General features: G+C 67.3%; 20 protein-coding genes. 14 read left to right on the top strand and 6 right to left on the bottom strand.

Going from position 1 to position 21,521, the window contains the following annotated elements; genetic code table 11:
- Positions 1-141 precede the first annotated feature (141 nt).
- The gene (locus ACRAQ3_RS11235) at positions 142-729 is read left to right on the top strand and encodes a GcrA family cell cycle regulator (RefSeq protein WP_269396109.1); all 588 of its coding nucleotides are present in this window, start codon (positions 142-144) and stop codon (positions 727-729) included.
- Positions 730-795: 66 nt separating this feature from the next.
- Here ACRAQ3_RS11235 and ACRAQ3_RS11240 read toward each other — a convergent pair whose 3' ends face one another.
- Positions 796-1,329, bottom strand: coding sequence for a GrpB family protein (locus ACRAQ3_RS11240; RefSeq protein ID WP_432254677.1), 534 nt, complete (start codon positions 1,327-1,329; stop codon positions 796-798).
- Between the two features lie 152 nt (positions 1,330-1,481).
- On the opposite strand from ACRAQ3_RS11240, the gene ACRAQ3_RS11245 reads away from it, so the two are divergent.
- The 7 genes from ACRAQ3_RS11245 to ACRAQ3_RS11275 all read left to right on the top strand — a co-directional run bounded on the left by ACRAQ3_RS11245 (position 1,482) and on the right by ACRAQ3_RS11275 (position 7,890).
- Entirely contained in the window at positions 1,482-2,369 is an 888-nt protein-coding gene (locus ACRAQ3_RS11245) for a metal ABC transporter substrate-binding protein (protein ID WP_269396111.1), read from the top strand.
- Positions 2,369-3,265, top strand: a complete 897-nt coding sequence (locus tag ACRAQ3_RS11250; protein ID WP_432254678.1) for a manganese/iron ABC transporter ATP-binding protein — start codon at positions 2,369-2,371, stop codon at positions 3,263-3,265. The genes ACRAQ3_RS11245 and ACRAQ3_RS11250 overlap by 1 nt, the downstream gene beginning before the upstream one ends.
- On the top strand, positions 3,262-4,110 hold the full coding sequence (locus tag ACRAQ3_RS11255; RefSeq protein ID WP_432254679.1) for a metal ABC transporter permease: 849 nt from the start codon (positions 3,262-3,264) through the stop codon (positions 4,108-4,110). Before ACRAQ3_RS11250 ends, ACRAQ3_RS11255 begins: the two co-directional genes overlap by 4 nt.
- A complete protein-coding gene (locus ACRAQ3_RS11260; protein WP_432254680.1) occupies positions 4,107-4,952 on the top strand; it encodes a metal ABC transporter permease in 846 nt (281 codons plus the stop codon). Before ACRAQ3_RS11255 ends, ACRAQ3_RS11260 begins: the two co-directional genes overlap by 4 nt.
- A 20-nt stretch (positions 4,953-4,972) precedes the next feature.
- Positions 4,973-6,352: a 30S ribosomal protein S12 methylthiotransferase RimO gene (gene rimO / locus ACRAQ3_RS11265; RefSeq protein WP_432254681.1), complete on the top strand. Its 1,380-nt coding sequence runs from the start codon at positions 4,973-4,975 to the stop codon at positions 6,350-6,352.
- A 148-nt stretch (positions 6,353-6,500) separates the two neighbouring features.
- Positions 6,501-7,532 (top strand): sensor histidine kinase, encoded by a 1,032-nt coding sequence (locus tag ACRAQ3_RS11270; RefSeq protein WP_432254682.1) that lies wholly within the window; start codon positions 6,501-6,503, stop codon positions 7,530-7,532.
- On the top strand, positions 7,525-7,890 hold the full coding sequence (locus ACRAQ3_RS11275; RefSeq protein ID WP_432254683.1) for a response regulator: 366 nt from the start codon (positions 7,525-7,527) through the stop codon (positions 7,888-7,890). Before ACRAQ3_RS11270 ends, ACRAQ3_RS11275 begins: the two co-directional genes overlap by 8 nt.
- Before the next feature lie 262 nt (positions 7,891-8,152).
- Here the strand turns inward: ACRAQ3_RS11275 and ACRAQ3_RS11280 are convergent, their stop codons facing one another.
- From ACRAQ3_RS11280 to ACRAQ3_RS11300, 5 genes are all read right to left on the bottom strand, one after another.
- Positions 8,153-9,373, bottom strand: coding sequence for an oligopeptide/dipeptide ABC transporter ATP-binding protein (locus ACRAQ3_RS11280; protein WP_432254684.1), 1,221 nt, complete (start codon positions 9,371-9,373; stop codon positions 8,153-8,155).
- On the bottom strand, positions 9,373-10,347 hold the full coding sequence (locus tag ACRAQ3_RS11285; RefSeq protein ID WP_269396118.1) for an oligopeptide/dipeptide ABC transporter ATP-binding protein: 975 nt from the start codon (positions 10,345-10,347) through the stop codon (positions 9,373-9,375). Before ACRAQ3_RS11285 ends, ACRAQ3_RS11280 begins: the two co-directional genes overlap by 1 nt.
- Positions 10,347-11,279, bottom strand: a complete 933-nt coding sequence (locus tag ACRAQ3_RS11290) for an ABC transporter permease subunit (protein ID WP_269396119.1) — start codon at positions 11,277-11,279, stop codon at positions 10,347-10,349. Before ACRAQ3_RS11290 ends, ACRAQ3_RS11285 begins: the two co-directional genes overlap by 1 nt.
- Positions 11,280-11,290: 11 nt before the next feature.
- Positions 11,291-12,214, bottom strand: coding sequence for an oligopeptide ABC transporter permease OppB (gene oppB, locus ACRAQ3_RS11295; protein WP_432254685.1), 924 nt, complete (start codon positions 12,212-12,214; stop codon positions 11,291-11,293).
- 91 nt (positions 12,215-12,305) lie between these two features.
- Complete coding sequence (locus ACRAQ3_RS11300; protein ID WP_432254686.1) at positions 12,306-13,946, bottom strand: peptide ABC transporter substrate-binding protein; 1,641 nt, start codon at positions 13,944-13,946, stop codon at positions 12,306-12,308.
- Positions 13,947-14,470: 524 nt separating this feature from the next.
- Between ACRAQ3_RS11300 and ACRAQ3_RS11305 the strand changes: the two genes are divergently transcribed.
- From ACRAQ3_RS11305 to ACRAQ3_RS11330, 6 genes are all read left to right on the top strand, one after another.
- The gene (locus tag ACRAQ3_RS11305) at positions 14,471-15,355 is read left to right on the top strand and encodes a LysR family transcriptional regulator (protein ID WP_432254687.1); all 885 of its coding nucleotides are present in this window, start codon (positions 14,471-14,473) and stop codon (positions 15,353-15,355) included.
- A gap of 93 nt (positions 15,356-15,448) precedes the next feature.
- A complete protein-coding gene (locus tag ACRAQ3_RS11310) occupies positions 15,449-15,928 on the top strand; it encodes a formate dehydrogenase subunit gamma (RefSeq protein ID WP_085895578.1) in 480 nt (159 codons plus the stop codon).
- 5 nt (positions 15,929-15,933) lie between these two features.
- Positions 15,934-17,466, top strand: coding sequence for a formate dehydrogenase beta subunit (locus ACRAQ3_RS11315; protein WP_432256281.1), 1,533 nt, complete (start codon positions 15,934-15,936; stop codon positions 17,464-17,466).
- Positions 17,463-20,414 carry a formate dehydrogenase subunit alpha gene (gene fdhF, locus ACRAQ3_RS11320; protein WP_432254688.1) on the top strand — a complete coding sequence of 984 codons (2,952 nt, stop codon included), beginning with the start codon at positions 17,463-17,465 and terminating at the stop codon, positions 20,412-20,414. The genes ACRAQ3_RS11315 and fdhF overlap by 4 nt, the downstream gene beginning before the upstream one ends.
- Positions 20,411-21,220, top strand: coding sequence for a formate dehydrogenase accessory sulfurtransferase FdhD (gene fdhD, locus ACRAQ3_RS11325; RefSeq protein ID WP_432254689.1), 810 nt, complete (start codon positions 20,411-20,413; stop codon positions 21,218-21,220). The genes fdhF and fdhD overlap by 4 nt, the downstream gene beginning before the upstream one ends.
- A complete protein-coding gene (locus ACRAQ3_RS11330; RefSeq protein WP_269396125.1) occupies positions 21,210-21,470 on the top strand; it encodes a formate dehydrogenase subunit delta in 261 nt (86 codons plus the stop codon). Before fdhD ends, ACRAQ3_RS11330 begins: the two co-directional genes overlap by 11 nt.
- Positions 21,471-21,521: the final 51 nt, after the last annotated feature.

Here is a 21,521-nt window from a genome sequence, read left to right on the forward strand (position 1 = left end):
ATGCGCGGTGGCAAGGCCGCAACGCGGGCGATGCCGGCCGCCGGGCTGCGCGCGCCGGGTTGAACTGCGGCGCGTGGCTGTGTAAATCGGCACGTCGCAACTGAAACGGCGGGCCACCGCCCAACCGATCGGAGGCATTGCATGTCCTGGACCGACGAGCGCGTCGAGACGCTCAAGAAAATGTGGAACGAGGGCCAGTCGGCGAGCCAGATCGCCAAGGAACTCGGGGGCGTGACGCGCAACGCCGTGATCGGCAAGGTGCACCGCCTGGGCCTGTCGAACCGCACCGGCGTGGCGCCGCAGCCTACCCCGACGGCCCCGCAGGCCGCCCCGGCGGCCCCGGCCCAGCCGGCAGCCCCATCGCGCCCCGAGCCCGCGCCGCAGGCCGCCGCGCCCGAGCCTGCGAAGGAAGAAGAGGACGACGCGCCGATCCCGATGAGCGCCGCGCGCCGCGCTATCATCCCCGCGGGTCAGCCGCTGCCGCCGCAGCCCTCGGCCAACGAGATCAGCCCCGAGGCGCTCGCGAAGGTCTCCGAGGTGGAGAAGGGCGCCAAGAAGTTGACGCTGATGGAGCTGACCGAGAAGACCTGCAAATGGCCGGTGGGCGACCCCGCGACCGACAATTTCTGGTTCTGCGGCCTGCCGACCCAGCAGGGCAAACCCTATTGCGAAGCGCATGTCGGCGTCGCCTTCCAGCCGATGTCCTCGCGCCGCGACCGTCGGCGCTGAGTTCTTCTCGATCGAGAGACGCCAAGGGGCCGCCACCGCGCGGCCCCTTTCTTCATGCGGCTTCGGCTATCCGGCGGTCTTCGAGGGCCCACGGCACCAGTCCAGCGCCTTCCTTTCGGTCTGCATGATGAACGGGGCCTTGCCGTCCTGATAGGCTTCGCGGGATCGCGCCCCGCCATTCGTCAGCCGTAGCTTGAGCGTGCCATAGGCGGCGGCCTGCTCCGGGTGCTGCCGCAGGTAATCTCGGAACACGAGATGCCGCTCGATATGAGCCGAACCTTCCGGGTAGACGTGCAGATGATGGGTGTGCCGACCGGCTGCATCCTTCTTGAGAAAGTAGCGGCGGCCCTCGATGCCGTAGGCACCCATCGCCACGTAGCCCAGCGCGCGCAGCTCGACCGTTCGCCGATCCAGCTGTCCGAGTTCCGGCACCACGCCCAGCATGTCGATCACCGGTTTCGCGGGGATTCCGGGTATGGCTGTGCTGCCGATATGGTGCAGGGCGATGGCCACTTCGGCCAGCACCGCCTGAACCGCCCGAGCCTCGGCGTCGAACGCGGCGGACCAGTTCGGATCATGGGGCGTGATGAGATCTCGCATGCCCGTGCCTAGCGGCGGCCGCGCGCCGCTGCAACGCCACCTCACAGCAAGGCCCTGCCAGATTAGTTGAGAATTATTCGCAATCCAGTTGACTTCTTGCGAATGGTTCGCATCTTCTCGGTGGCAGAGTTCTAGTCAATCCGGAGACCTACATGCGCCCCCTGCCCCTTCTCGCCCTCGGCCTCTCGGTGCTGGCCCTGCCCGCCACCGCGCAGGACAAGCTCAAGGTGGCGACCAGCTTCACCGTGATCGCCGACATGGCCCGCAACGTCGCGGGCGACGCGGCCGAGGTGGTGTCGATCACCAAGCCGGGCGCGGAGATCCACAACTACCAGCCCACGCCGCGCGACATCCTCGGCGTACGCGATGCCGATCTCGTGCTGTGGAACGGGCTGAACCTCGAACTGTGGTTCGAGCAGTTTCTCGACAATGCGGGCGACCGGCCCGCCGCCGTGATCTCCGAGGGCATCGAGCCGATCTCGATCTCGGGCGGCGAATATGAGGGCAAGCCCAACCCGCATGCCTGGATGAGCCCCGACAGCGCCGCGATCTATGTCGACAACATCCGCGACGCCATGAGCGAGGCCGATCCCGAGAACGCCGGGACCTATGCCGCCAACGCCGAGGCCTACAAGGCCGAGATCGCCGCGATGATCGAGCCGCTGCGCGCCGAGATCGAGAAGGTCCCCGAGGAAAAGCGCTGGCTGGTCTCCTGCGAGGGCGCGTTCAGCTATCTCGCCCGCGACCTCGGGCTGAACGAGCTGTATCTGTGGCCGATCAATGCGGACGCCACAGGCACGCCGCAGCAGGTGCGCCGGGTCATCGACGGGGTGCGCGAACACGAGATCCCGGCGGTGTTCTGCGAAAGCACCGTCAACACCGACCCGGCCAAGCAGGTCGCACGTGAAACAGGCGCGATCTATGGCGGCGAGCTCTACGTCGATTCGCTGTCCGAGCCGGACGGCCCGGTGCCGAGCTATCTCGACCTGCTGCGCGTCACCACCGAAACCATCGCCGACGGCCTGAACGGAGGCGAGTGATGGATGCCCGCGCCTATCCCGAGCACGCGCAGGGCGCGGGCGCCGGCATTTCCGCCGAGGGTGTCACCGTCTCCTACCGCAACGGCGTCACGGCGCTGCGCGAGGCCAGCTTCGCGCTGCCCGTCGGCACGATCTCGGCGCTGGTCGGGGTCAACGGCGCGGGCAAGTCCACCCTGTTCAAGGCGATCATGGGTTTCCTGCCGCTGGCGCGGGGCTCGATCTCGATCCTCGGGCAACCGGTGAAACAGGCGCTCAAATCCGGCCTCGTCGCCTATGTGCCGCAGGCCGAAGAGGTCGACTGGTCCTTCCCGGTGCTGGTCGAGGACGTGGTGATGATGGGCCGCTACGGGCGCATGGGCTTTCTGCGCAGGCCGCGCGCGGCCGACCACGCGGCCGTCGCCTCGGCGCTGGAGCGGGTCGGCATGACCGATTTCCGGCGCCGCCAGATCGGCGAGCTGTCGGGCGGCCAGCGCAAGCGGGTCTTCCTCGCCCGCGCGCTGGCGCAGGACGGGCGGGTGATCCTGCTCGACGAGCCCTTCACCGGCGTCGACGTGCAGACCGAGGAGGCGATCATCCGCCTGCTGCGCGAATTGCGCGACGAGGGCCGGGTGATGCTGGTCTCGACCCACAACCTCGGCAGCGTACCGGAATTCTGCGACCGCACCGTGCTCGTGAAGGGCACGGTTCTCGCGCATGGCCCGACGCGCGAGGTGTTCACCCGGCCCAATCTCGAGCGCGCCTTCGGCGGCGTGCTGCGGCATTTCGTGCTCGGCGGCGCCGAGCTGCATCAGGACGAGGATGCCCGCAAGCTGCGCATCCTCTCGGATGATGAACGCCCGCTGGTGTTCTACGACGACCGCCAGCAGACCGGCGGCAGCAACGGGGGCGAGCGATGATCGAAACGCTCACCCTCCCCTTCACCTATGGCTACATGCTCAACGCGATGTGGGTCTCGGCGCTTGTCGGCGCGGTCTGTGCCTTTCTCTCCGCCTATCTGATGCTCAAGGGCTGGTCGCTGATCGGCGACGCGCTCTCGCATTCGATCGTGCCGGGCGTCGCGGGGGCCTACATGCTGGGCCTGCCCTTCGCGCTGGGCGCGTTCCTCTCGGGCGGGCTGGCGGCGGCGGCGATGCTGTTCCTGAACCAGCGCACCGGCCTCAAGGAAGACACGGTGATCGGCCTGATCTTCACCGGCTTCTTCGGGCTGGGGCTGTTCATGGTCTCGGTCTCGCCGACGCCGGTGGACGTGCAGACCATCATTCTCGGCAACATCCTCGCCATCACGCCCGAGGACACGCTCCAGCTCGCCATCATCGGCGCGGTCTGCCTCGTGGTACTGCTGCTGAAATGGAAGGACCTGATGGTCGCCTTCTTCGACGAGACGCATGCGCGCTCCGTGGGCCTGCGCCCCGGCATGCTGCGCTTCGTGTTCTTCGTGCTGCTCTCGGCCGCCTGCGTGGCGGCGCTGCAGACCGTGGGCGCGTTCCTCGTCATCGCCATGGTGGTGACGCCCGGCGCCACCGCCTACCTGCTCACCGATCGCTTTCCGCGGCTGATCGTCATCGCCGTGGCGCTGGGGAGCGTCACCAGCTTCGTCGGCGCCTATGCCTCCTTCTTCCTCGACGGGGCCACGGGCGGCGTGATCATCACGTTGCAGACGTTGATCTTCCTGCTGGTCTTCGTCTTCGCGCCCAAGCATGGCTGGCTGGCGGCACGGGCCCGCGCGAGGGCGGCGCTATGAACGACTGGTTGCTTCCGTTCCAGCTCGACTTCATGCGCGATGCCTTCGTGATCGGCGGGCTGATCGCCGTGCCCTGCGCGCTGCTCTCGTGCTTTCTGGTGCTCAAGGGCTGGTCGCTGATGGGCGACGCGGTGAGCCACGCGGTGCTGCCGGGCGTGGTGCTGGCCTATATCCTGAACATCCCTCTGCTGGTCGGCGCCTTCGTCGCGGGCATGTCCTGCGCGCTGGCGACCGGCTTTCTCGCCGATCACAGCCGGATCAAGCAGGACACGGTGATGGGCGTGGTGTTCTCGGGCATGTTCGGCATCGGCCTCGTGCTTTACACCTGGATCGAGAGCGAGGTGCATCTCGACCACATCCTCTTCGGCAACATGCTCGGCGTCGACGAGGCCGATCTGTGGACCGCGGGCATCGTCGGCGGTCTGGTCAGCCTCGCGCTGCTGGCGCGCTGGCGCGATCTGATGCTGCACGCCTTCGACGCGGCCCATGCGCGCGCGCTGGGCCTGCCGGTGGGACTGTTCCACTACGGGCTGCTGGCGATGCTGTCGCTGACCATCGTCTCGACGCTCTCGGCGGTCGGCATCATCCTCGCCATCGGCCTGCTGATCGCGCCGGGCGCCATCGCGTTCCTCGTGACCCGCCGTTTCGGCGCGATGCTCGGCGTGGCGGTGACGGTGACGCTCGCGGCGACATGGGGCGGCGTCTATGCCAGCTTCTGGATCGACAGCGCGCCCGCGCCGACCATCATCCTCGGGCTCACGATGATCTTCATCGCGGCCTTCGTGTGGAAGTCGTTCACGATCCGCCGGGCCGAGAACGGGAGGGCTTCCCAGACGGGCTGAGAGCGATTAGATCGCGCCGGATGCAGAACCCGCCGAATCTCCGCCCCGACCTCGCCCCCAAGGCGCGCTTCAACGATGTCGCCCGCCCGGGCCAGCCGACCATCGGCATGGTCTCGCTCGGCTGCCCCAAGGCACTGGTCGACAGCGAGCGCATCCTGACCCGGCTCCGGGCCGAGGGCTACGCGATCTCGCCCGACTACGCCGGCGCCGACGCGGTGATCGTCAACACCTGCGGCTTTCTCGACAGTGCCAAGGCCGAGAGCCTCGACGCGATCGGCGAGGCGCTCAACGAGAACGGCAAGGTGATCGTCACCGGCTGCCTCGGCGCCGAGCCCGACTACATCACCGGCGCGCACCCGAAAGTGCTGGCCGTCACCGGCCCGCATCAATACGAGCAGGTGCTCGACGCGGTGCATGGTGCGGTGCCGCCCGCGCCCGATCCCTTCGTCGACCTGCTGCCCGCGCGCGGCATCTCTCTCACGCCCCGGCATTTCAGCTACCTGAAGATCTCCGAGGGCTGCAATCACAAGTGCAAGTTCTGCATCATCCCCGACATGCGGGGCCGGCTGCAGTCGCGTCCGGCGCATGCGGTGATGCGTGAGGCCGAGAAGCTCGTCGAGGCCGGTGTGCGCGAGCTTCTGGTGATCAGCCAGGACACCTCGGCCTACGGCCTCGACATCCGCCACGCCGAGGATCGCGGCCACCGCGCCCATATCACCGATCTGGCGCGCGATCTGGGAAGCCTCGGGGCATGGGTGCGGCTGCACTACGTCTATCCCTACCCGCATGTGCGCGATCTGATCCCGCTGATGGCCGATCCGAATTCCGGCCTGCTGCCCTATCTCGACATCCCGTTCCAGCACGGGCACCCGGACGTGCTCAAGCGCATGGCGCGCCCCGCGGCCTCCGCGAAGACGCTCGACGAAATCGCGGCGTGGCGGTCGATGGCGCCCGACATCACGCTGCGTTCGACCTTCATTGTCGGCTACCCCGGCGAGACCGAGGCCGAGTTCGACTACATGCTCGACTGGCTCGACGAGGCGCAGCTCGACCGGGTCGGCTGCTTCAAATACGAGAACGTCGCGGGGGCCCGGTCGAACGACCTGCCGGACCACGTGCCCGAAGAGGTCAAGCAGGAGCGCTGGGAGCGCTTCATGCAGAAGGCGCAGGCGATTTCCGAAGCCAAGCTGGAAGCCAAGGTGGGCCAGCACCTGCAGGTCATCGTCGACGAGGTCGACGAGGAGGCCGCGACCTGCCGCACCATGGCCGACGCGCCCGAGATCGACGGCAACCTGTTCATCGACGAGGGTCACGAGATCCTCAAGCCGGGCGACATGCTCACCGTGAAGGTCGACGAGGCCGGCGAATATGATCTCTGGGGCAGGATGATCGGGAGTTGAAGACATGTGACGCTTGGGCGGTGTTGCCGCCCTGCGTCGAACACTAGATGGTCGGAAAATGGCCGCTGGCCGTGATCGCCCCCAAGTGGCATCCTCGGCCGGGTGGCGCTTTCGTCGGAGAACTCTAACCTTGCTGCAATCCTCTCAAATGCGCCCCCTCGACGATGCCCAGCGGCGGCTGCACGCCGTGCTCAACAACGCCAGCGTCTCGATCTTCCTGATGGATGACCGGCAGCAATGCGTCTACATGAACCGCGCCGCAGAGCTGCTGACCGGCTGGACGCTGGAGGAGGTCGTCGCGCTCGACAAGCCGCTGCACGACATCATCCACCATACCTATCCCGACGGCACGCCGTTCCCGCTGCATGAATGCGCCATCGACCGCGCCTTCCCCGAGCACAACCAGACCCAGGGCGAGGAGGTCTTCGTCCACCGGGACGGGCATTTCTACCCGGTCGGATTCACCGCCAGCCCGATCCGCGACGAGGAAAGCCAGACCATCGGCACGATCATCGAGGTGCGCGACATCTCCGAGGAGAAGCGCGCCCAGGAACGGCAGCGGCTTCTGGTCAACGAGTTGAACCACCGGGTCAAGAACACCCTCGCCACGGTCCAGTCGATCGCCTGGCAGACCTTCAAGGGCACCGATCCCGAGACCTTCGAGCGGTTCTCGGGTCGGCTGACCACCCTGTCGCGCGCGCATAACGTGCTGACCGAGACCGCCTGGGCGGGCGCCTCGCTGCAAGGCATCGCCGATGCCGCCGTCGAGATGATCGCGCCGGGGCGGATCTCCGTGACCGGCGAGGATCTCGATGTCCACCCCAAGGCGGCGGTGAGCCTGTCGATGGCGCTGCACGAGCTGGGGACCAACGCGCTGAAATACGGGTCGCTCAGCCAGCCCGACGGCGAGGTCGCGCTCGAATGGGCGGCGGAGCCCGCCGAGGAAGGTCGCACGCATCTGTCGCTGCGCTGGACCGAGCGTGGCGGTCCGCTGGTCGCCCCGCCCGCGTCGAGAGGCTTCGGCCTGCGGCTGATCGAGCGGCAGGTGGCGATGGAATTCGGCGGCGAGGCGCATGTCGATTTCCGCCCCGAAGGGCTTGTCTGCCGGATCGACATGCTGCTGCCGCAGCTGCCCGACCCCGTCGCGTTGGAGCCATCCGCCGGGGCCGGACATGGGTAGCGGGGAGCTAACCGGCGTGCGGGTGCTTCTGGTCGAGGACGAATGCATCGTCGCGATGCTGGGCGAGGACGTGCTCAGCGAGGCCGGCTGCCGGGTCACGGTGGCGATGCGGCTCAGCGAGGCGTTGCGCGCCGCCGAGGAGAGCGATCTCGACGTGGCGATTCTCGACGTGAATCTCGGCAACGAGACGAGCTATCCGGTGGCTGAGCTGCTCGAAGAACGCAAGATTCCCTTCATCTTCGCTACCGGCTACGCCTCGGCCGGCCTCGCGGGCAGCTACGCCAAGCACCCTTGCGTGCAAAAGCCCTACGATCCCGGCCAACTGCTGGCCGCCGCGCGGGCGGTCATCGGGAGCTGAGCGCCGACGACCCGGCACCGGACCCGACCTGATGCCCCGTTCACAAGAGGCAGGCGCAACCAGCTTCGCCTCGCCCGGGGGCGACTGCGAAATCTCACATCCTTCAAGACTGACAACCGGGCTCGGTGCAGCTCTCCGCCCCGTTCCCGGAGCCCAGCCGCCACATGCCACCGCTATGGGCAGGGCCTTCCCTGCCCTGCGCCGACTCCAGCATCGACGCGGAATCCCGGCCGGCCCTGCAAGGGGCCGGCCGGGATGTCGATCAGCCCGCCATCTGCCGCGCGGAATCGAGCACGCTGGGCTCTTCGTGATAGGGACAGGCCACGCGGTGGCCGTCGCCCAGATCGAGCATCGGCGGCAGGCCCTCGGCACAATCGGGATGCGCCTTGGGGCAACGGGTGCGGAACACGCAACCCGAGGGCGGGTTCATCGGCGAGGGCAACTCGCCGCCCAGCACCGGGCGCTGACGCTTACGCTCCAGCACCGGGTCGGGGATCGGCACGCTCGCGATGAGCGCCTGCGTATAGGGGTGCTCGGGGCTGGTGGTCAGCGCCTTGGACTTGGCCACCTCCATCACCCGGCCCAGATACATCACCACGATCCGGTCGGAGATGTGCTTCACGACCGAGAGGTCATGCGCAATGAAGATCATCGCCAGCCCCATGTCGCGCTGCAGTTCCTTCAGGAGGTTCACCACCTGCGCCTGCACCGAGACGTCGAGCGCCGAGACCGGCTCGTCGCAGATCAAGAGCTTGGGCTTGAGGATCAGCGCGCGGGCGATGCCGATGCGCTGGCACTGGCCGCCCGAGAACTCGTGCGGATAACGGTTCACGAGGTTCGGCAGCAGCCCGACCCGCTCCATCAGCTCGGCCACGCGGCGACGGACCTCCTTGCGGGGCGTCTTGGGCTCGTGCGTGATCAGCGGCTCGGCGATGATGTCGCCCACCGTCATGCGCGGGTTGAGCGCGGCTAGGGGGTCCTGGAACACCATCTGCACGTCCTTGCGGTGGACGCGGCGCTGGCGCTCGGACATCGAGGCGAGGTCCTGGCCCTCGAACTCGATGCGGCCGCCGGTCGAAGCGATGGTGCCGACGATGGCGCGCGCCAGCGTCGACTTGCCCGAGCCGCTCTCGCCCACCACGCCGAGGCTCTCGCCCGGTGCGAGGTCGAAGCTGATGCCGCCGACGGCGTGCAGCTTCTTCGAGGGCGTCCAGGGCCAGGCGCCACGCGGGCGGATGTCGAAGGCCACGCGCAGGTCCTCGACCCGCAGGATCGGCGCGGCGAGTTGGCCGGTGCGGTCGGGGCGACCGCCATTGTCGGCCCGCTCCGCGACCGGCGCGCCCTTGTGCGCCACCTCGGCCGGCGCGGGCGATGGCGGCGTCGCCACCGGCGTGCCGGAGGCCGGGGGCGCGGCGGGGATCGGATCGCCCGCCTCGTCGCGGCCCTCGGCCTCGGTGAACTTGTCGTCTTTGGGATCGGTCATCACTTCACCTCTTCGACGGGGGCATGGCAGGCGCGGCGCAGCATGGGATAGCCCTCGGCGGGCAGCAGCTCGGGGCGCACCGTCGGGCACGGCCCATGCGCCCAGGCGCAGCGCGGCGTAAAGGGGCAGCCCTTGGGCAGCCGCGACATGTCCGGCGGCTCGCCCGCGATGGTCGAGAGCGTCTCGTCGTCGCGGTCGATGCGCGGCACGGCGCGCAACAGACCCAGCGTGTAGGGATGGGTTGGCCGTTCGAACAGCGTGTCGGTCGGTCCGGTCTCCATGATCTGGCCGCCATACATCACGAGCGTACGCTCGCAGGTGTCGGCGACGATGCCGAGATCATGGGTAATCAGGATGATCGCGGTGCCGAACTCCTGCCGGATCTCGGCCATCAGTTCCATGATCTGCGCCTGCACCGTCACGTCGAGCGCGGTGGTCGGCTCATCGGCGATCAGGAGCCGCGGCTGGCACAGCAGCGCCATGGCGATCATGATCCGCTGCCGCATCCCGCCCGAGAACTCGTGCGGGAACATGGTGATGCGGTTCTTGGCATCGGGAATCTTCACCGCGTCGAGCATCTTCGTGGCCTCGGCGATCGCGTCGCGCTTGGTCATTCCCTTGTGCAGGGTCAGCACCTCGGCCATCTGCTCGGAAATCCGCATGTAGGGATTGAGCGAGGTCATCGGGTCCTGGAAGATCATGCCGATCTCCTCGGACCGCACCCGGTTCAGCTCCTTCTGCTTCAGCTCCAGCAGGTTGCGCCCGTCATAGCGGATCTGGCCCGTGGCGCGCCCGTTGCGCGCCAAGAGCCCCATCGCGGCAAAGGCGGTCTGGCTCTTGCCCGAGCCGCTCTCGCCGACGATGGCGAGGGTTTCGCCCTCCTCCACCGAGAAGCTGACCCCGTTGACGGCGTTCACCTCGCCATCGCCGGTGGTGAAGGTGACGCGGAGGTCTTCGATGTCGAGCAGGGCCATCAGCGATCCTTGGGGTCGAGTGCATCACGCAGACCGTCGCCGACGAAGAAGAAGGCGAAGAGGGTGATGACGAAGAAGAAGAGCGGGAAGGCAAGCTGCCAGATCACGCCGTACTGCATGTTGCTGGCACCGTTCGAGATCAGCGCCCCGAGCGAGGTGTTCGGCTCCTGGATGCCGAGGCCGAGGAAGCTGATGAAGCTCTCGGTGATGATCATCTGCGGCACGAGCAGCGTGGCGTAGACGATGACGAGGCCCAGAAGGTTCGGCACGATGTGGCGCAGGATGATCGTCATCGGCCGGACGCCGGTGGCATGCGCCGCCTCGACGAACTCCTTGCCCTTGATGGTCAATGTCTGGCCGCGGGCGATGCGCGACATGTCGAGCCAAGAGATCAGGCCGATGCCGATGAACAGCATCAGGATCGAGCGGCCGAAGATCACCAGCATCAGGATCAGCACGAACATGTAAGGCACCGACATCAGGATATCGACCGTGCGCATCATCGCGCCGTCGGTGCGCCCGCCCTGATAGCCCGCGATGGCGCCGTAGAGCGTGCCGACAATCACCGCGACGCCAGCGCCAACGATGCCGACGAGGAGCGAGATCCGGGTACCCTGCACGGTCCGCGCATAGAGGTCGCGGCCCGAGCTGTCAGTGCCGAAGTAATGCCCGGTCTCGAAGGAGGGCACGCCCTGCGTGGCATTGGAGCCGATCAGCGAGAAATCGACGTAGTCGGGTTCGTACTGGGCGAGAAACCCGCCGAAGAAGGCGAAGATGCAGATCAGCACCAGCGCCACGAGACCGGCCACGGCTGCGCGGTTGCGCATGAAGCGCTGGCGCGCATCCTTCCACAGCGAGCGGCCCTTGACCTCGGCGGCGGCCTGCGCGGCGAGCAGGCGGTCGGCGGTGTCGGGATCGGGATTGAGCGACATGGGACCCCTCCTCAGTAGCGGATCTTCGGATCGATCCATGCGTAGAGCAGATCGACCACGAGGTTGAACGTGACCGTCAGCACACCGACGAGGATGGTGATCCCCATGATGACCGAGTAGTCGCGGTTGAAGGCTGAGTTGACGAAGAACTGGCCGATGCCGCCGGTCGAGAAGAACACGTCGATGATCACCGAGCCGGTGATCATGCCGACGAAGGCGGGCCCGAGATAGCTGAGCACCGGCAGCATGGTCGGCTTCATCGCGTGCTTCCAGATAATCCGGCTGGTCGGCAGGCCCTTGGCCCGCGCGGTGCGGATGAAGCCGGCATTGAGCACCTCGAGCATCGACGAGCGGGTGATCCGGGCGATCGAGGCCATGTAGGAGGTCGAGAGCGCGATCACCGGCAGGATGATGTACTCGATCTGGCCGCCCTGCCAGCCGCCGCCCGGCAGCCAGCCGAGCCACAGCGTGAAGACCAGCACGAGGATCGGGGCCATCACGAAGTTGGGCAGCACCTGCGCGCCGATCGAGATGCCGACGGCGAGATAGTCGAGCCAGGAATTGTGCCGGATCGCCGCGGCGACGCCGAGCGCAACGCCGACCACGAGGGCGACGATGAAGCTCCAGAACCCGTAGGTGAGCGTCACCGGGAAACCTTGGGCGATCACGTCGTTGACGGTGCGGTCGCGGTACTGGAACGAGGGGCCGAAGTCGAAATGCACGACCACGTTCCAGACGTAGTTCGCCATCTGCTTCCAATAGGGCTGATCGAGCCCGTAGCGCGCCTCGATATTGGCCATGACCTGCGCGGGCAGCGGGCGTTCGGAATTGAAGGGGCCGCCGGGGGCGGCATACATCAGCACGAAGGAGATCACGACAAGCAGCAGGATCGTCGGGATCGCGACGGCGACGCGCCTGAGAACGTAATTCAGCATGGGGGATGATACCTCGTTTCCGCAGCCTGCGGAAATGGATCGCGCCCCCCGGCGCGACGGCCAGGGGGCGCGGTTGTCGTCACATCAGGATTTACTCTTCCGCGACGCGGTAGAGATCCTTGGCGTACCAGTTGTCCTGCGCGTTCTCGAGCGGGTAGCCCTTGATGGTGTCATCCATCATGAACACGGTGGCGTAGTGGTAGATCGGCAGGATCGGGAACTCCTGCGTCAGGATCTCCTCGGCCTGGGTGTAGAGCGGCAGCGGATCCTCGGCGGTCTTCGCCTCGGCCAGCAGCCCGTCGTAATCGGCGTTGTTGAAGCCGGAGTCGTTGTAGGACGAGTTGGTGTCCATGATGTCGAGGAACGACGAGGCCTCGTTGTAGTCGGCGCACCAGCCGGCACGGGCGATCTCGTAGTTCTTGTTGTGGCGCTCCTCGAGGAAGGTCTGCCACTCCATGTTGGCCATCGAGATGTCGACGCCCAGCGTCTGCTTCCACATCTGGCCGATCGCGGTCGCGACCTGCTTGTGCGACTCGGAGGTGTTGTAGAGCAGGTCGAAGGAGAGCGACTCGCCGCCTTCGCCATAGCCGGCCTCGGCGAAGAGTTCCTTGGCGCGCTCGTTGCGCTCCTGCTGGCTCATCTGCGCCGCCTCGACCGAGGGAACCTCGAAGCCCGCGGTGGCCCAGTGGGTCAGCGTGTAGGCCGGCTTCTGGCCGCCGGCGACGACGTTCTCGACGATCACGTCACGATCGATGGCGAGATAGAGCGCCTCGCGCACCTTCGGATCCTTGAGCGCCTCGGGGCCGCTCTCGGAGACGTTCAGGTTGTAGTAGTAGGTGCACAGGTTCGGCACCGAGATCGCCTCGGTCGGGTGCTCCTCGGCGAGACGCGGGAACTGGCCCGCGGGCACGTCGGTCTGGTCGAACTCGCCGGCGAGATAGCGGGTCAGCGCCTGGTTCTCGTCGTTGATGATGAGCGCCTTCACCTCTTCGATGATGACGTTCTCGGAGTCCCAGTATTCCGGGTTCTTCTTGAGCGTGATGTACTCCTGCGGGACGCGGTCCTCGAGCACGTAGGCGCCGTTCGACACCATGTTGCCGGGCTGGGTCCAGGCGTCGCCATGCTCTTCGATGGTCGCCTTGGGCACCGGGAAGGTGGTGGTGTGCGTCACCATCTGCGGGAAATAGGGCAGACGCTGCGACAGGGTCACCTCGAGGGTGTGGTCGTCGATCGCCTTCACGCCGAGTTCGGAGGGCTCCATGTCGCCCGCGATCACCTCGTCGACATTGGCGATCTTCATCAGGCCCATGTACCACTGGTACTCGGAGGCGGTCGCCGGGTCGGCGGCGCGCTGCCAGGAATAGACGAAGTCATTCGCGGTCACCGGCTCGCCGTTCGACCACTTGGCGTCGTCGCGCAGGGTGAAGGTATAGGTCAGGCCATCCTCGGAGACCTCGTAGCCGGTGGCCACGCCCGGCACCACCTCGCCCTTCTCGTCCTGGTTCATCAGGCCTTCGAACAGCTGGCGGCCGATCGCCGAGCCCTCGACATCCTCGATCAGGTTCGGGTCGATCGACGGGAATTCGTCGAGCACGCGGTAGGTGAAGCTCTGGTCGGCGGCGAGCTTCTCCCCGGTCTCGGGGTGCTCCATCATCGCGTGGCTTTCGGCATGGGCGGCGCCGGCCATGGCAATCAGCGCCGCACCGGCGAGAAGGCGGGTCTTCAAGGTCATTAGATCATCCCTGTGTAAAAGGCGCGGGTGAGGCCGCGCCGGATGGACGTCCGCCCTTTGCGGGCGTGGTTGTGGCACGATCCTTTTGCGATAGGCCCTGCAATGCAAGACTATTCGCGGCATGACCATGCGACAGCAGACCTGTCGAATTTCCCCAGGGTCAGGCAAGATGAGCAACCTTATGGCGAAAATCCCGCCGCTTTCGCATAGATCATGTCGGGCAAACCCGACCGCACGGCAACTTCACGTTTCATTTCCCGCGCCAGCATCCGGAAATTGTGATCAATCGCGGACAGCGAAAATCTGCCGGCTCTCGCCACGGCCCTCCCTAAGCGCTAGTTCCGGGGCGGGAGAACACGCCAGATGACATCCTATCCGACCGACTCCGCCCCGGATTTCGCACGGGCAACGGAAGCGCGGCACATGCCGCTTGGAACGACATCCCGCCCGGCCCCGCTGGCGGTTTCCGGCTCCGACGGGTCCGGGGTCCTGGGACCGCTTCGCCTCGGCACGGAGGGCTTGCGATGATCGAGCGGCTCGAGGCGTTTCTGGCGCTTGCCAAGGCCCGGCATTTCGGCCGTGCCGCCGAAGCGATGGGGGTAACGCAGCCCACGCTTTCGGCCGCGATCCGCCAGCTCGAGGACCAGCTCGGGGTGATGCTGGTGCGGCGGGGCTCGCGTTTTCAGGGGCTGACCCCCGAGGGCGAGCGCGTGCTCGACTGGGCGCGGCGCATCTCGGGCGACGTGAAGGGCATGAAGGAGGAGCTGCGCGCCGCGCGCGAGGGGCTTACCGGCGTGCTGCGGCTCGCGGTCATCCCGACGGCACTGGGCGCGGTGGCGCAGCTCACCTCGCGCTTTTCGGCCGCGCATCCGAGGATGCGGTTTTCCATCCGCTCGGCCACCACCACCCAGCTTCTGGCGGCGATCGAGGATCATGAGGCCGATGCCGGGATCGGCTATCTCGACAACGAGCCACTGGGCCGGGTCGTCACAGTGCCGCTCTATACCGAGCGCTATGTCGCGGTGATGCGCGCCGACGCGCCGCTGGCCGATCGCGACAGGCTGCGCTGGGGCGATCTGGCGCAGGTCGAGCTGTGCCTGCTCACACCCGACATGCAGAACCGCCGGATCATCGCCGGGCATCTGCGGGCCGCTGGCGTCGAGGTTGCGCCCAAGGTCGAGACCAACTCGACCATTGTGCTGATCAGCCACGTGCTCGCCACCGGCTGGGTGACGATCCTGCCCGAGCGCGGCGCGGCGATCTTTCTGGAAGGGCAGCCGCTGGTCGCCCGCCCCCTGACCGCCCCCGATGCCGCGCATGAGATCGGGCTGATCGCGGCTTGGCGCGAGCCGCACACGCCGCTGCTGACGGCCCTGCTCGCCGAGGCCCGACGCTTCGACAAATCATGATAGGATTTCTCTATCGCGGCACGGAACAGCGATATTGATCCGGGGCGTGAGCATGCAGTTGTATGCGCGGACGACTCGAGGAGGAGCCAGCCAATGCCGACACCGCCAGCCCCCGTCGATCTGGAGACGCGCCTCGGCGCGATTCTCTCCGATCACGCGCAACTTGAGGGGCCGCTGCTGCCGATCCTGCACGCTGTGCAGGCCGAATGGGGCTACGTGCCGCCGGAGGCGCTGCCGATCATTGCCGAAGGGCTGAACATCAGCCGCGCCGAGGTGCATGGCGTGGTCAGCTTCTACCATGATTTCCGCGAGGAGCCGGCGGGCCGCCACATGGTCAAGATCTGCCGCGCCGAGGCCTGTCAGGCGCGTGGCGGTCACGGCGTCGAGGCCGCGGCCAAGGCGCGGCTCGGCGTCGACTGGCACGGCACCACCGCCGATGGCGGCGTGACGCTTGAGCCCGTGTATTGCCTCGGCCTCTGCGCCACCGGCCCCGCCGCGATGATCGACGGCCGCGTCGTGGCCCGCGTCGACGAGAAGCGGCTCGAAACCCTGCTTTCGGAGGTCGGCGCATGAGCAAGCTGAAGATCTACGTCCCCCGTGACGCCGCCGCCCTCGCGGTCGATGCCGAGAAGGTCGCCGAGGCGGTACTGGCCGAGGCGAAGATCCGCGAAATCGAGGTCGAGCTGATCCGCAACGGCTCGCGCGGGATGCTCTGGCTGGAGCCGATGGTCGAGATCGAGAAGGATGGCACCCGCCATGCCTTCGGGCCGGTGACGCCGCACGACGTGCAGGCGCTGTTCGATGCCGATTGGGGCGATCACGCCCTCGCCCTCGGGCCGACCGAGGAAATCGACTGGATGAAGCGGCAGACCCGCCTCACCTTTGCCCGCGTCGGCGTGATCGATCCGCTGTCTCTCGATGCCTACGAGGCGCATGGCGGGCTCAAGGGGCTGCGCCGGGCGCTGGAGATGACCGGCGCGGCGATCATCGACGAGATGAAGGAATCGGGACTGCGCGGTCGCGGCGGCGCCGGTTTCCCGACCGGCATCAAGTGGGACACGGTCCGGCTCGCCGAGGCGGACCAGAAATACATCGTCGCCAATGCCGACGAGGGCGATTCGGGCACCTTCGCCGACCGGATGCTGATGGAGGGCGATCCCTTCAGCCTGATCGAGGGCATGGCGATCGCGGGCATCTGCGTCGGCGCGACCAAGGGGTACATCTACCTGCGCTCGGAGTACCCGGAAGCGATCCACACCATGAACGAGGCGATCCGCATCGCCCGCGCGCGCGGCGTTCTCGGCGCCTCGGTGCTCGGCTCCGGCTTCGCCTATGACATGGAGGTCCGCGTCGGCGCAGGCGCCTATGTCTGCGGCGAGGAAACCTCGCTCCTCAACAGCCTCGAGGGCAAGCGCGGCGTGGTGCGCGCCAAGCCGCCGCTCCCGGCGATCGAGGGCTTCCTCGGCAAGCCCACCGTGGTCAACAACATCATCTCGCTCGGCACCGTGCCGGTGATCTTCGAGAAGGGCGCGGCGCATTACCGCGACTTCGGTCTCGGGCGCTCGCGCGGCACGATCCCGATCCAGATCGCCGGCAACGTGAAGTACGGCGGTCTGTTCGAGACCGCCTTCGGCACGAGCTTGGGCGCGCTGGTCGACGAGATTGGCGGCGGCACCGCCTCGGGCCGCCCGGTCAAGGCGGTGCAGGTCGGCGGGCCGCTCGGGGCCTATTTCCCGCGCGACCTGTTCGACACCCCCTTCGGCTATGAGGAGTTCGACGGCGAGGGCGGGCTGATCGGCCATGCGGGCGTGGTGGTATTCGACGACACCGCCGACATGCTCGGCATGGCGCGCTTCGCGATGGAGTTCTGCGCAGTCGAGAGCTGCGGCAAGTGCACGCCTTGCCGGATCGGCGCGGTGCGTGGGGTCGAGACGGTCGACCGCATTGCACGGGGCGACGCCTCGGCGATCCCGCTGCTGACCGATCTGTGCGATACCATGAAGGACGGCTCGCTCTGCGCGCTGGGCGGCTTCACCCCCTACCCCGTCATGTCGGCGCTCACCCATTTCCCAGACGATTTCCATGCCAATGCCAAGGAGGCGGCGGAATGAAAGACTTTCTGATCCCCTTTGACGGTCCGGGCGGCACCGGGCTGCACGACGACCGCGACATGGGCACGCCCGCCTCGACCTCCACCAGCATGGTGACGTTGAGCATCGACGGCTTCGAGGTCACGGTCCCCGAGGGCACCAGCGTGATGCGCGCCTCGGCCGAGCTGGGCATTCAGGTGCCCAAGCTCTGCGCCAGCGACAACATGGCCGCCTTCGGCTCCTGCCGGCTCTGCGTGGTCGAGATCGAGGGCCGTCGCGGCACCCCCGCCTCCTGCACCACCCCGGTGGCCGAGGGCATGGTGGTCCACACCCAGACCTCCAAGATCAAGAAGCTCCGCAAGGGGGTGATGGAGCTCTACATCTCCGACCACCCGCTCGACTGCCTGACCTGCGGCGCCAATGGCGATTGCGAGTTGCAGGACATGGCGGGCGCGGTGGGCCTGCGCGACGTGCGCTACACGCCCGGGGACAACCATTACGACCCCTCGGGCACCGGCGCGCGGAGCCAGGCCGAGGCGCGGCTGCGCGACCCTGTCGGGATCAACAACCCGCAATTCATCCCCAAGGATGATAGCAACCCCTACTTCACCTACGACCCCAGCAAATGCATCGTCTGCTCGCGCTGCGTGCGGGCCTGCGAAGAGGTGCAGGGCACCTTCGCGCTGACCATCGAGGGTCGCGGCTTCGACAGCCGGGTCTCGGCGGGCACCAAGCTCGACGATTTCATGACCTCGGACTGCGTCTCCTGCGGCGCCTGCGTGCAGGCCTGCCCGACCGCGACGCTGCAGGAGAAGTCGGTGATCGAGATCGGCACGCCCGACCGCTCGGTCGTCACCACCTGCGCCTATTGCGGCGTCGGCTGCTCGTTCAAGGCCGAGATGCGCGGCGACGAGCTGGTGCGGATGACGCCCTACAAGCATGGCAAGGCCAATCGCGGCCATAGCTGCGTCAAGGGCCGCTTCGCCTATGGCTATGCCGCGCACAAGGACCGCATCCTCAACCCGATGATCCGCGACAGCATCGACGAGCCGTGGCGCGAGGTGTCCTGGGACGAGGCGATCGGCTTCGCCGCGAAAAGGATGCGTGGCATCCAGGAGCAATACGGCAAGAAGTCGATCGGCGTGATCACATCGTCGCGCTGCACCAACGAGGAGACCTACCTCGTCCAGAAGATGGCTCGCGCCGTCTTCGGCAACAACAACACCGATACCTGCGCCCGCGTCTGCCACTCACCCACGGGATACGGCCTCGGCCAGACCTACGGCACCTCGGCCGGGACGCAGGATTTCGATTCGGTCGAGGACACGGATGTGGTCGTCGTCATCGGGGCCAACCCGACCGACGGCCACCCGGTCTTCGCGAGCCGCCTCAAGAAGCGGTTGCGGGAGGGGGCGAAGCTGATCGTCGTCGATCCTCGCCGGATCGACCTCGTCAAATCGCCCCATATCGAGGCGGCCCATCACCTCGCGCTGCGGCCGGGCACCAACGTCGCGATCGTCACCGCCATGGCGCATGTGATCGTGACCGAAGGGCTCTACGACGAGGAATTCATCCGCACCCGCTGCGACTGGGAGGAGTTCCAGGACTACGTGGAGTTCGTGGCCAAGGAGCGTCATGCGCCCGAGGCGGTCGAGATGCTGACCGGCGTGCCCGCGCAGGAGCTGCGCGAGGCGGCGCGGCTCTATGCGACGGGGGGCAACGGCGCGATCTATTACGGTCTCGGCGTGACCGAGCACTCCCAGGGTTCGACCACCGTCATCGGCATCGCCAACCTCGCCATGCTGACCGGCAATATCGGTCGGCGCGGCGTCGGCGTGAACCCGTTGCGCGGCCAGAACAACGTGCAGGGCTCCTGCGACATGGGCTCCTTCCCGCACGAGCTTCCGGGCTACCGGCACGTCTCGGGCTCGGAGGTCCGCGACGTGTTCGAGAGCCTGTGGAACGTCAAGCTCGACAGCGAGCCCGGCTTGCGCATCCCCAACATGCTGGACGCGGCCGTCGACGGCACCTTCAAGGGACTCTATTGTCAGGGCGAGGACATCCTGCAATCCGATCCCGACACCAAGCACGTGGCGGCGGGCCTTGCGGCGATGGACTGCGTGATCGTGCAGGACCTGTTCCTGAACGAGACCGCGAACTACGCCCATGTCTTCCTGCCCGGCTCGACCTTCCTCGAAAAGGACGGGACCTTCACCAACGCCGAGCGCCGTATCAACCGCGTGCGCAAGGTCATGGCCCCGAAGAACGGCTACGCGGATTGGGAGGTGACGCAGCTCCTGGCGAACGCGATGGGCGGCGGCTGGACCTATACCCACCCCGCGCAGATCATGGCCGAGATCGCGGCGACGACGCCGAGCTTCGCCAATGTCAGCTACGAGCTGCTGGAGGAGAAGGGTTCGGTGCAGTGGCCCTGCAACGACGCTTCGCCCGAGGGCACGCCGCTCATGCATATCGACGGCTTCGTGCGCGGTCGCGGGCGCTTCATCCGCACCGAATACGTGGCGACGGATGAAAAGACCGGCCCGCGCTTCCCGCTTCTGCTCACCACGGGGCGGATCCTGTCGCAGTACAACGTGGGCGCGCAGACCCGGCGGACCGAGAACTCGCGCTGGCACGAGGAGGACGTGCTGGAGATCCACCCGCACGACGCCGAGACACGCGGCGTGCGCGATGGCGATTACGTCCGCCTCGCCTCGCGTTCGGGCGAGACGTCGCTCAGGGCGCTGGTCACCGACCGGGTCAGCCCCGGCGTGGTCTACACCACCTTCCACCACCCGACGACGCAGGCCAACGTCATCACCACCGACTTCTCGGACTGGGCGACCAACTGCCCGGAATACAAGGTGACGGCGGTGCAGGTCAGCCCGTCGAACGGCCCCTCCGAGTGGCAGCAGGACTACGACGCGCAGGCCGAGCAATCGCGCCGCATCCTGCCGGCGGCGGAATGAGCGGCGGGCTGCATCCCTACAGGCGGGTTGCGGCTTATGACACGGGGGCGGCCGAAGCCGCCCCCGTCTCGCTGCCCGAAGAGACCCCAGTGGCGGTGGTCTACAACGGCTCGACCCAGGCGGTGATGATGACCACTCCCGCCGATATCGAGGATTTCGCGCGCGGCTTCACGATCACCGAGGGCTTCGCCGAAGCGCATGAGATCGGCGAGGTCGAGATCATCGAACAGGCGATGGGCATCGAGGCCCGGATCTGGCTGCCCGAGAACCGGCAGGCCGCGCTCGATGCGCGCCGCCGGGCGCAGGTCGGCCCGGTGGGCTGCGGGCTGTGCGGCATCGACAGCCTCGCGCAGGCGGCGCGCGAGGTGCGCGCCGTGCCCGCCTCCGATCTCGTGCTGGCCCCGTCGGAGATCGCGGCGGCGCTCGACGGGTTGCGCGCGCGGCAGCCGCTGCATGACGAAACCCGCGCGGTCCACGCGGCCGGGTTCTACGTGCCTGGACGGGGCATCGTGCTCGCCCGCGAGGATGTCGGCCGGCACAACGCGCTCGACAAGCTGGCGGGCGCGATGGCGGCCGCCGGGACCGATCCGGCATTGGGCGCGATCGTGCTGACCTCGCGGCTGTCGCTGGAGATGGTCCAGAAGACCGCGATGATCGGCGCGCCGGTGATGCTCTCGGTCTCGCAGCCCACCGCCCATGCGGTGCGGCTGGCCGAGGAGGCCGGTATCGCGCTCGTCACCCACAACCGCCACGGCACCCGCATCTTTACCCATCACGCCCGCATAGGGAGCGCCCATGTCCTCTAGAACCACCGACGAAAAGCTCGTCTACATGGCGAACCAGATCGCCACCTTCTTTGAAAGCCAGGCCGAGGGCACCCGCGCCGAACGCGTGGCCGAGCATCTGCGCTCGTTCTGGGAGCCGCGAATGCGCGACCGGCTGTTCGAGATGATGGATGCGGGTCGGGCCGAGGATCTGAAGCCCTTGGCACGCAAGGGCGCCGAGATCTGGCGCGCGCATGGCCAGGCCGTTCCGGCCCACTCCGAAGAGGAGTGAAGCCTCCCGGCTCCAGCCGCACCCTTCCCTTTCATCTTTCCACAAATACGC

Origin of the sequence: Limimaricola sp. AA108-03 (genome assembly GCF_050847355.1) — a bacterium.
Classification (GTDB): Bacteria; Pseudomonadota; Alphaproteobacteria; order Rhodobacterales; family Rhodobacteraceae; genus Limimaricola.